Raw genomic sequence first — 10,663 nt, forward strand, 5'->3', positions numbered from 1 at the left:
TATTCCTCCTTGCTGCCATATTACCTTACCGGATCGTAGCCTCCCGGATGAAATGGGTGGCACTTCGATAACCTGATCAGTGCCTTAATACCACCTTTTATTATACCATATTTTTCCAAAGATTCCAATGCATATTGTGAACAGGTGGGATAAAAACGGCAAACCGGTGGCTTGAGAGGAGATATATACTTCCTATATAATAATATGATCCTGATCAATATTACCGTAATCACAGTATTATTTGCCTTCATTTTTAAAAGCCTTTCCTGTGAGTTTGCCAAGGTCGTCCCTTAGCTGTTGAAAGCTTCTGTCCGAGAAACCCTTTCTGGGAATCAGAATGTAATCATATCCCTCTTTAAACCATTGCTGATTTAATCTGCAAAGCTCCTTTAAAACCCTTTTTACCCTGTTTCGCACCACGGCCTTGCCAACTTTTTTACCCACCGAGAACCCGAATCTTTTACCCGTTGTTTTAACCGGCAGGTAATACAACACCATGGAATATCCCGCCACTGAACGGCCCTTACCGTAAACTTTTTTAAAATCGGGATTTTTCTTTATGGTATACAGCTTTTGCATAAAACACCCTAACAAGGAATTCTTAACCAATGTAATTATCTGTTAATTAATGGTACATTTTATGGTAACCATTTTAAAGGACGGTTATACAATTATGAAAGGCCACTTTCCTTAAGCGGCCTTAAGCAGTTAATCTTTTTCTTCCTTTAAGTCTTCTGCGCTTAATAACATTCTCACCGCCCGGTGAAGACATTCTTTTCAGAAAACCATGCACCTTTTTATGTTTTCTATTCTTAGGCTGAAATGTTCTCTTCATCCTCTACACCTCCTCAAAAATATTTATTTTCAGCAGGCACATCTTTCATTGTTTGACTCCCCAACTTAAAACAATGGAAAATATCCCCAACCTACAGTTAATGTCAGGCACGTCACAAATAATTATATATTAATATTATACGGGCAGTCAAGAAAAAGCCAATCCTTCCAATGGTTTTTAATCGTCATTCTATTGTTGATAATCACTGGAAATTTTGCTATCATAATTTAAGCATACCATAAACGCACCTTTTATTTATCCACATTTGTTATCTCTATGTTAGTAATTTTGTGAATAAACGATGACAACGAGGTCTCCATAATAAGGGAGGCTTTTTTTAGGAAGTTTTATCCGGCAGGGGGCTCTTAATCTATGAAAACATCCGAGGTATCGGCAACCTGGGAAAAGGTACTTTCCTCCCTACAAAAAAAACTCAATAACCATTCCGCTGAAACATGGCTTCAGTTAATGATGCCTGTAGATTTTGTGGATAACACTTTTTATATCCAGGTGCCCGATAACTTCTCCCGGGATTGGCTGTCTGACAGATATCAATCTATTATTAAAGAAACATTATATGATATTCTGGGCATAAACACTGAAATTAATTTTATTTTAAACAATGAAGTTCCCACGGTTTTAAGCCGCATCAATAAAAACGCCACGGCCCCGGCGGATGAGCTCTATCTAAACCTTAACCCAAAATATTCCTTTGATACTTTTGTGGTGGGAGAAAGCAATCGTTTTGCCTATGCAGCCTCCCAGGCTGTTGCCGACTCACCGGCTAAAACCTATAACCCTTTTTTTATTTACGGAGGCGTGGGCCTGGGCAAAACACACCTTATGCACGCCATTGCCCAGCACATAATAAAGAAGAACAACACCCTAAAGATTGCTTACGTTACATCCGAAAAATTCACCAACGATCTGATTAATTCCATCCGGGACAAAAAACCGGAGGAATTTAGAAATAAATATCGTAATATGGATATTTTGCTGGTGGATGATATTCAATTTCTGGCCGGCAAGGAAATGACCCAGGAGGAATTTTTCCACACCTTTAATACTCTTCATGAAGCCAATAAACAGATTATTATATCAAGCGACCGTCCCCCAAAAGAAATACCCACCCTGGAGGACAGGCTTCGCTCCAGATTTGAATGGGGGCTTATCACCGACATACAGCCCCCGGACCTTGAAACCAGAATTGCCATACTCAGAAAAAAAGTTCAGCTGGAAAATATGAGTGTCCCCGACGAGGTATTGTATTACATTGCGGATAGAATACAATCCAACATCCGGGAGCTTGAGGGAGCTTTAATCAGACTGGCGGCCTATTCACTGCTGAATAAGTGCGAAATAAACCTTGAACTGGCCTTTGAAGTTTTAAAGGACATACTGCCTCCCAAACAGATAAGGCAAATCACCATACAGCTTATCCATGAGATTGTGTCGGAATATTTCGGTATACGCCCGGATGATTTTAAATCCAAAAAGAGGACCAGAAATGTAGCTTTTCCAAGGCAGATAGCCATGTACCTCACCAGGGAGCTTACCGACCTCTCGCTTCCCAAAATAGGAGAATATTTCGGTGGACGGGATCACACCACCGTTATCCACGCTTATGACCGGGTGCTTTCTGAATTACAGCTTGACCCAAATTTGCAGGCCAATATTAATGATATTATCCACAAGATAAAAAATTAATTAATAAACATATTGTGCGTCCTGTTTAAATGTGTTTTTTTATTTTCCATATACTAACTATTATTAATGGATTGGAATTTTTTTTATTTATTTTTTCACACCGCGCTAACAAATTGTTTTGGGCCATAAAAGTTACAGCGGTTTGAATTGCCGGGTTACTCACAAATCAACAGCCCCTAATACTACTTCTACTAAAATAAATATATTATTAAGGATAGGGGACCTTTAAACAATTTTGAAAATCCGTGTCCCCTGTATAACGGTGCGAAGCTATGAAATTTTTCATCAACAAAGAGAATCTTTTATACGCCATCCAAAATGTGCAAAGGGCTGTTTCTCCGAAAAGTCCTTTACCGGTGCTGACCGGCATTCATTTTAAATGCGCCGGGGATAAACTTGTTCTTTCCGCCACCGACTACGAAATATCCATCCGCTGTTCGGTGCCGGCCACCGTGGAGGAAGAGGGTTCCCTGGTTCTTCCCGCCAGGTATATAACCGAATTCTCCCGCCGTCTTCCGGATACTGTAATAGAATTTGAAACCATACCGGGCAATAACATGGCGGTAATCAGGTACGGCAATTCCGAATTCAATATCAACGGATACGATGCGGCTGAATTTCCCCCCTTTGACATACCTGAAGGCTATTTTTCCTTTAAGCTGGATTCGGACATTTTTAAGGAAATTGTCAAGCAGATTATTTTCGCCGTGTCCTCGGATGAGTCCAGGCCCGTTTTTACAGGCGTGCTTTTCGAAATAGAGGGAGATACCCTTACCCTGGTGGCCACGGATACTTTCAGGCTTGCCCTAAGAAAGTTGAAGATTGAAGCTGGGACAACGGAGCTTATAAATATTATTATTCCTGGAAAAACTTTAAATGAACTGGCCCGGACCGCGGACCAGAAAGGCTCGGTTGATGTGGTCATCGGTAAGACCCACACCGCATTTATTACAGAAGATACGTTAATACTGGCCAGGATTATTGCAGGCAAATTCCCGTCCTACCGTCAGGTGATACCGGATCACTTTAACACGGAAATAAAAATTAATTTAAAAGAGCTGCTTGAATCCGCTGAAAGAGCTTCGCTGCTGGCGGGAGAAACTAATTCCCTGGTAAATCTCCAGGCCCGGGAGGATCGCGTGGTACTGAATATTCGTTCGGAAACCGGGTGGATAAGGGAGGAAGTCAATTCGGAATCAAGCGGCGAGAATATGGAAATATCCTTTAATGCCCGTTATCTCTGCGATGTATTGCGCGCCATCAATTATGAGCGTTTACAGCTTAAATTAACCGGATCTTTGACCCCGGCCATGATAATACCCGAGGAAAACCAGGATTATCTATCCATACTGGTTCCGGCCAGGCAGAGCAGGGAGTGATACTTTGCGCCAAGTTTCTGTGCGGGGACCTTTAAGACTTGACCAGTTTTTAAAATGGTCCAACGCCGCCGGCACGGGCGGGCAGGGAAAAATGCTGGTGCAGTCGGGAATGGTTTCCGTCAATGGAAATATAGTCTATAACCGGGGCAGAAGTATTGTTCCCGGAGATGTGGTGGATGTGGAAGGAATAGGCAGCTATAAGGTTGTTTTAGCCGGAGGAAGTGTAGATGTTTTTAAAACGGCTGGTCCTGGTTAACTTTCGCAATTTGGAGGACCTGTCGTGGAACCCTCACCGGGGAATAAATATTATCACCGGGGATAATGCCCAGGGTAAGACAAATTTGCTGGAAGCCATCAACTTTTGCACCTCCGGGGCTTCTTTTCGCACGTCCAGGGAAAGGGAAATGGTAAGACAGGGCGCCGACTTTTTAAAAATCAATTCGCTTATGGAAAAAAACGGCTCCCAGTATGAAATTTCCGTTGAAATGGCTAAAGACTCCAAATTAGAATTTAAGCTCAACGGATTAAAACAGGTTAAGAATAAACTTTTTCAACCCGGCATGTCCGTTTCCTTTACGCCGTCGGATCTGGATCTGGTGAGGGGTAACCCTGCCGGCCGCCGGCGCTGGATGGATGCCGAGTTGTGTTGTTTTGAGGCCAGATATATTTATAACATGCAGAATTATAATCGTGTTTTAACTCAAAAAAATAATTTATTAAGAGAGAAAATTAAAACTTCGGGTTATAATGAAATACTGGAAACATTTAATACCCAGTTGGCCGACTACGGCAGCAGGATTATACACGCCAGGCTGTCTCAGCTGGGAAGACTGTCCTCCATGTTAAAAAATGTATACAGGGATATTACCTCGGGCAAGGAGGATATATATTTTAAATATTTTTCCAGCATACCCCTGGTGGATAAATTAAATTTAAATGCCATTAAAAAATCCTTTTTAGATACCATGATGGAAAAAAATAGCGAGGAAAAATTTAAAAGACAATCTCTGGTTGGACCTCACAGGGATGATCTGAATTTTTTTGTAAACAATATGGACGCCAGACATTTCTGTTCCAGGGGTCAGCAGAGATCCATCGTACTGGCCTTGAAAATTTCCGTTATAAATGTATACCGGTTGGAATACGGCGAATATCCGGTTTTATTAATGGATGATGTTTTACTTGAACTGGATGAGTCCAGGCAGGCGGGTATGACCGGATTGTTTGAGCTACCCCTGCAGGTTTTTATAACCAGCACAGCTTTGCCCGAAAATTTTCCCGCCGATTACAGGGCTGTGAAAATAACAAATGGTCAGTTAACTTAAGGGGGAAAGAGTATGTTTTTGCACCTGGGAGGAGAAACGGTGGTGTTAAAAGAAGATATCATCGCCATTCTCGATATAAGAACTAAACAGGCGGTCAGTACCAGGGAGTTCATGGAAATATCCTCGGATGAAGGATTTATAAGACAGATTTCCGAGTCCGGAAAAGAAAAATCAATTGTTATTACCACCAAGGATATTTATATCTCGCCGATATCCTGCAGCACTCTAAAAAAACGCGCAGCATCAGAGATAGGAATTATCGATGAGCTATAAAAGGCCGTGAGTTAAATATCACGGTTGTTTGTTTTAATGATGTATGGATGTATAATAGTGAAAATAAATAAATTAGTAATTATTGGGAACGGGGGTTTCATTTATTGTTCAATGAAAACACCGGAAATTATGGTGTAGAAGAAATACAGGTCCTTGAAGGCCTGGAGGCGGTAAGAAAGCGCCCCGGCATGTACATCGGCAGCACCAGCGCCCGGGGCTTGCACCACCTGGTTTATGAAGTATTGGACAACAGTATTGACGAAGCCATGGCCGGCTATTGCGACAGAATTGAGGTCGTCATACACCATGACAACAGCGTTACCGTGGCTGATAACGGACGGGGCATACCTGTGGATATACATCCAAAAACAGGGCTTCCGGTGGTGGAAACGGTGCTTACCATACTTCACGCCGGGGGTAAATTCGGCGGCGGCGGTTATAAAGTGTCCGGGGGTCTGCATGGTGTGGGTATAACCGTAGTGAATGCTCTTTCTGAAAAGCTGTCCGTGGAGGTCAAAAGGGACGGGCTGCTTTATCAGCAGCAATATCAGCGTGGAACCGCCATAACCCCTTTAAATGTTATTGGTGAAAGTAAATCCACCGGCGTCAGCATTACCTTCAAGCCGGACCCGATGATCTTCGAGGAGCTTGTTTTCAGCCTTGAAACCCTTACCCAGCGTGTAAGAGAGCTTTCATTTCTTAACAAGGGCATAAAAATTATATTAAAAGACCGGCGGGTGGAGCAGGAGCTGGTTTTTCAGCATGACGGCGGTTTAAAAGACTTTGTCCGCTATATTAATAAAAATAAAAATGTGCTTCACAACAAACCCATTTATCTGGCCGGAGAAAAAGACGGCGTGCAGGTTGAAGTGGCCCTGCAGTATACGGACGCATATGTGGAAAACCTTTTTTCTTACGTAAACAACATCCATACAGTGGACGGCGGCACCCACGAGGCCGGCTTTAAAACCTCCCTGACCAGGGTGTTCAATGACTACGGAAAAAAATACAATATACTGAAAAACGGAAATTCCAATTTAAGCGGTGAGGATATCCGGGAGGGTATGACCGCTGTTATTAGTGTTAAGGTTCCGGAACCCCAGTTTGAGGGACAGACCAAAACCAAACTGGGCAATAGCGATGTGAGGGGTATAGTGGACAATGTGGTGACGGAGGGTCTAGTGGTGTTTCTGGAAGAAAACCCTCCGGTATCCAAAAAAATATTGGATAAGGCTCTTACCGCCTCCCGGGCCCGGGAAGCGGCCCGGAAAGCCAGGGAATTAACCAGGCGCAAAAGCGCCCTGGAAAATTCCACCCTGCCTGGAAAGCTGGCGGATTGCTCCGATAGGGATCCCGGCGTATCCGAGCTGTATCTGGTGGAGGGAGACTCAGCGGGGGGGTCCGCCAAACAGGGGCGGGACAGGCGGTTCCAGGCCATACTGCCCCTGCGGGGAAAAATACTGAATGTGGAAAAGGCCCGCATGGACAAAATACTGGGCAATGAAGAAATCAGGGCGCTGATTACAGCCCTGGGCACCGGTATAGGAGAGGATTTCGACATTACCAAGGCCAGGTACCATAAAATTATTATCATGACTGACGCGGATGTGGACGGGTCGCATATCAGGACACTGTTGCTTACCTTTTTTTATCGCTATATGAAGCAGTTAATAGAAAACGGCTACGTGTTAATAGCCCAGCCACCTCTATATAAAGTTAAAAGAGGTAAGAAGGAAGGCTATTTTTACAGTGACAATGATCTGGAAAAGCATCTTCATCAGCAGGGCCGTGACGGGGTTACCATTCAGAGGTACAAAGGTCTTGGCGAGATGAACCCGGAACAACTCTGGGAAACCACCATGGATCCGGACACCAGAACTGTTTTGCAGGTAAATTTGGAGGATGCCATTGAGGCGGACGCCATATTCTCAATGCTAATGGGCGACAGGGTGGAACCCAGGCGTGAATTTATACAGGATAACGCCCGCTATGTCAGGAATCTGGATGTATAAAAATTTAATCAGTCTTAAAAGGATTAAAAAAATTTTTCTAAAAAATCCTCCTGCACTTTTTCACAGGGGGATTTTTTACCTTTAAAATATTTAAAAATTATTCACATTAATTTTTTTATTATTTTATCAGCCAATTACATTCTCAGTGAAAGGGTAATTGGGTTATTATCTCGCTAACAGCCCGTAAGGCCTCGTCCTCGAAGATCATGGGATAAACAGGCTGTAAAGCTCAAGGTCGGCTTATATTAACAAAGTTTATGTTAAAAAATACTAATTTGTGGGTTATAATAGAAAGGTTAAAGAATTTATTATATAACCTAAAAGCGATCTGAAAATATTTTCAAAATAAATTATGCTTTGAGGTGAACCTGTTTGCCATCCTTAATGGGTAAAAATGTAGTACCGATTGATATCAATGATGAAATGCGCAACTCTTACCTGGATTATGCCATGAGCGTTATCGTGGGACGTGCCCTGCCTGACGTGAGAGACGGTTTAAAGCCTGTGCACCGCCGTATTCTTTACGCCATGCACCAACTGGGCATGACTCCGGATAAACCTCACCGAAAGAGTGCCCACATCGTCGGCCAGGTGATGTCAAAATTTCACCCCCATGGCGACTCGGCCATATATGATACACTGGTCAGACTGGCCCAGGATTTTGCCAGCCGGTATCCCCTAATAGACGGGCATGGAAACTTCGGTTCGGTGGATGGGGACGCTGCCGCGGCCATGCGCTACACCGAGGCCAGGATGGCTAAAATCACCATGGAAATGCTGTCCGACATAGAAAAGAATACTGTGGATTTCATACCCAACTATGACGGCAGCGATAAGGAACCGGTGGTTCTGCCCGCCCGTTTGCCAAATCTTCTGGTCAATGGCTCCTCGGGCATAGCCGTTGGCATGGCCACCAACATACCGCCGCACAATCTGGGAGAAGTGATTGACGGAGTAATTCATCTTATTAAAAATCCCAATTCCTCTTCGGAGGATTTGATGAAGATTATTAAAGGGCCGGATTTTCCCACCGCGGCCAAAATAATGGGGCGGGAGGGTATACGATCCGCCTATACCACCGGCAGGGGCTCTATTAAGGTAAGGGCTCAGACCTCCATCGAAAGAATAGGCGCCGGTAAAAGCGCCATTATTGTCAGTGAATTGCCCTATGCGGTGAACAAGGCCAAACTTATTGAAAAAATAGCCGATCTGGTTAAAGAAAAGAAAATTGACGGCATAACGGATTTAAGGGACGAATCGGACCGCCGGGGTATGAGGGTGGTCATAGAATTAAGGCGCGACGCCAAACCACAGGTTTTGTTGAACCAGCTATATAAACATACCCAGATGCAGGAAACCTTCGGCGTGATTATGCTGGCCCTGGTTAACGGGCAGCCCAGGGTTCTAACCTTAAGGGAAACTCTTTATTTTTATCTTGACCATCAGAAAGAGGTTATTGTTCGCAGGACAAAATTCGATTTGGACAAGGCTGAAGCCAGGGCTCACATTGTTGAGGGCCTGCTTATCGCCCTGGATCACATAGACGAGGTTATTAACACCATCCGTTCTTCCAGAACAGTTGAGACGGCCCGGGACGCCCTGATGGAAAAATTTGAACTTACCAGGAAACAGGCTGAAGCGATACTGGACATGCGCCTGCAAAGGTTAACGGGTCTTGAAAGGGAAAAGCTTGATCAGGAATATGAAGATTTGAAAGACAAAATAGCCTATTTTCGCTCCGTTCTGGCTGATGAAGCAAAGGTATACGGCATTATCATGGACGAATTGACTGAGATCAAAAAGAAATTTTCCGATTCCAGACGCACCCTGATAACCGACGAGGATGTCAACATGGAAGTGGAGGACCTTATTCCGGAAGAGGATATGGTTATCACCATCACCAACCAGGGCTACATTAAGAGAATTTCCTCAGATACCTATCGCAGTCAGAAAAGGGGCGGGCGCGGCATTACCGCCATGGAAACCAAGGCCGAGGATTTTGTGCGCCACCTTTTCATTACCAGCACCCATCATTATTTTTTGTTTTTTACAAACAAAGGCAAGGTGTACAGGCTAAAGGTGCATGAAATACCCGAGGCCGGCCGGACAGCGAAGGGTACACCGCTGGTTAACCTTTTATATATTGACCAGGATGAAAAAGTTACAGCTGTTATACCTGTAAGGGAATTTGCCCTGGATATGTATTTATTCATGGCTACCAGGCAGGGTGTGGTTAAGAAAACGGAACTCCGGCAGTTTAACACATCAAGGAGGGACGGTATCATTGCCATAACCCTTGATGAGGGCGACGATTTGGTGGAGGTAAAGCTGACCGACGGAAACCAGGAAATAATTCTGGGTACCAGGGAAGGCCTGGCAATCCGCTTTTCGGAAGAAGACGTGAATCCCTATGGAAGGACGGCCCGGGGAGTTAAGGGAATAACTCTGATGGGTAATGATAAAGTGGTTTCCATGGATACCATAAGGGATGAGGCAAATGTTCTGGTGGTGACGGTTAACGGTTTTGGTAAGCGTACGCCGGTATCTGATTACCGTCTGCAGTCCCGGGGCGGCAAGGGTATAATTAATATTAAAACCTCTGAAAGAAACGGGGAAGTGGTCTCCCTTCAGTTGGTACGGCCGGAAGAAGAAGTTATGATGATTACCGCCGAGGGAATTATTATAAGGATAAGGGCCGGTGACGTATCGGTGATGGGCAGGGCCACCCAGGGGGTTACTTTGATGCGCCTGGATGAAGGCGATAAATTGGTGGCTTTGGCCATGGTTGGTTCGGAGGAAGAAGACACCGACAAATAATTTAACAATACCTTAATTATTACTTGACACCCGGCGGGGGCATATGCTATATTTATCAATGCCGCCGCCGGTTTGGCTGGTAATATAACCAACAATTACCCTTGACCGGACAGGCTGTGTAATGTTAATATATAAAAGTCGCTGATACGACAGGCAGTAAATGGTTCTTGACCGTAACAACAAAAAGTGATACGATTGAGAACGTCGCATCTGGCGAAGCGGTCCTTGAAAACTAAACAGTAAAGCAAGATGGATTAATGGTAAAACCATAATCCTCGTCAAAGCAACAAGCCAAGCGAGGTAAACGAGCTAAAA

At 44.1% G+C, this 10,663-nt stretch carries 10 protein-coding genes; 7 read left to right on the forward strand and 3 right to left on the reverse strand.

The window, feature by feature from the left end; all coding sequences use genetic code 11:
* Nucleotides 1-20: 20 nt before the first annotated feature.
* The 3 genes from yidD to rpmH all read right to left on the reverse strand — a co-directional run bounded on the left by yidD (nucleotide 21) and on the right by rpmH (nucleotide 835).
* Nucleotides 21-233, reverse strand: coding sequence for a membrane protein insertion efficiency factor YidD (gene yidD, locus DCCM_RS03280; protein ID WP_207655537.1), 213 nt, complete (start codon nucleotides 231-233; stop codon nucleotides 21-23).
* A gap of 4 nt (nucleotides 234-237) precedes the next feature.
* Nucleotides 238-579 (reverse strand): ribonuclease P protein component, encoded by a 342-nt coding sequence (gene rnpA, locus DCCM_RS03285; RefSeq protein WP_104371032.1) that lies wholly within the window; start codon nucleotides 577-579, stop codon nucleotides 238-240.
* A gap of 121 nt (nucleotides 580-700) precedes the next feature.
* Complete coding sequence (rpmH, locus tag DCCM_RS03290) at nucleotides 701-835, reverse strand: 50S ribosomal protein L34 (RefSeq protein ID WP_104371033.1); 135 nt, start codon at nucleotides 833-835, stop codon at nucleotides 701-703.
* 372 nt (nucleotides 836-1,207) lie between these two features.
* Between rpmH and dnaA the strand changes: the two genes are divergently transcribed.
* From dnaA to gyrA, 7 genes are all read left to right on the forward strand, one after another.
* The gene (gene dnaA / locus DCCM_RS03295) at nucleotides 1,208-2,542 is read left to right on the forward strand and encodes a chromosomal replication initiator protein DnaA (RefSeq protein ID WP_104371034.1); all 1,335 of its coding nucleotides are present in this window, start codon (nucleotides 1,208-1,210) and stop codon (nucleotides 2,540-2,542) included.
* 272 nt (nucleotides 2,543-2,814) lie between these two features.
* Nucleotides 2,815-3,921 carry a DNA polymerase III subunit beta gene (dnaN, locus tag DCCM_RS03300; protein ID WP_104371035.1) on the forward strand — a complete coding sequence of 369 codons (1,107 nt, stop codon included), beginning with the start codon at nucleotides 2,815-2,817 and terminating at the stop codon, nucleotides 3,919-3,921.
* A 4-nt stretch (nucleotides 3,922-3,925) separates the two neighbouring features.
* The gene (locus DCCM_RS03305) at nucleotides 3,926-4,177 is read left to right on the forward strand and encodes an RNA-binding S4 domain-containing protein (RefSeq protein WP_104371036.1); all 252 of its coding nucleotides are present in this window, start codon (nucleotides 3,926-3,928) and stop codon (nucleotides 4,175-4,177) included.
* The gene (gene recF / locus DCCM_RS03310) at nucleotides 4,149-5,246 is read left to right on the forward strand and encodes a DNA replication/repair protein RecF (RefSeq protein WP_104371037.1); all 1,098 of its coding nucleotides are present in this window, start codon (nucleotides 4,149-4,151) and stop codon (nucleotides 5,244-5,246) included. Before DCCM_RS03305 ends, recF begins: the two co-directional genes overlap by 29 nt.
* A gap of 12 nt (nucleotides 5,247-5,258) precedes the next feature.
* Nucleotides 5,259-5,519: an extracellular matrix regulator RemB gene (gene remB, locus DCCM_RS03315; protein ID WP_104371038.1), complete on the forward strand. Its 261-nt coding sequence runs from the start codon at nucleotides 5,259-5,261 to the stop codon at nucleotides 5,517-5,519.
* 104 nt (nucleotides 5,520-5,623) lie between these two features.
* Nucleotides 5,624-7,531, forward strand: a complete 1,908-nt coding sequence (gyrB, locus tag DCCM_RS03320; RefSeq protein ID WP_104371039.1) for a DNA topoisomerase (ATP-hydrolyzing) subunit B — start codon at nucleotides 5,624-5,626, stop codon at nucleotides 7,529-7,531.
* A gap of 372 nt (nucleotides 7,532-7,903) precedes the next feature.
* A complete protein-coding gene (gyrA, locus tag DCCM_RS03325) occupies nucleotides 7,904-10,348 on the forward strand; it encodes a DNA gyrase subunit A (protein WP_104371040.1) in 2,445 nt (814 codons plus the stop codon).
* Nucleotides 10,349-10,663: the final 315 nt, after the last annotated feature.

This window comes from Desulfocucumis palustris (assembly GCF_002933875.1).
In the GTDB taxonomy this organism is placed as follows: Bacteria; Bacillota; Desulfotomaculia; order Desulfotomaculales; family Desulfocucumaceae; genus Desulfocucumis; species Desulfocucumis palustris.

Excerpts from the sequence above, each read along its gene's own strand:
- rnpA (WP_104371032.1), bottom strand. The coding sequence starts at position 579 with ATGCAAAAGCTGTATACCATAAAGAAAAATCCCGATTTTAAAAAAGTT.
- rpmH (WP_104371033.1), bottom strand. The coding sequence starts at position 835 with ATGAAGAGAACATTTCAGCCTAAGAATAGAAAACATAAAAAGGTGCAT.
- dnaA (WP_104371034.1), top strand. The coding sequence starts at position 1,208 with ATGAAAACATCCGAGGTATCGGCAACCTGGGAAAAGGTACTTTCCTCC.
- dnaN (WP_104371035.1), top strand. The coding sequence starts at position 2,815 with ATGAAATTTTTCATCAACAAAGAGAATCTTTTATACGCCATCCAAAAT.
- recF (WP_104371037.1), top strand. The coding sequence starts at position 4,149 with ATGTTTTTAAAACGGCTGGTCCTGGTTAACTTTCGCAATTTGGAGGAC.
- remB (WP_104371038.1), top strand. The coding sequence starts at position 5,259 with ATGTTTTTGCACCTGGGAGGAGAAACGGTGGTGTTAAAAGAAGATATC.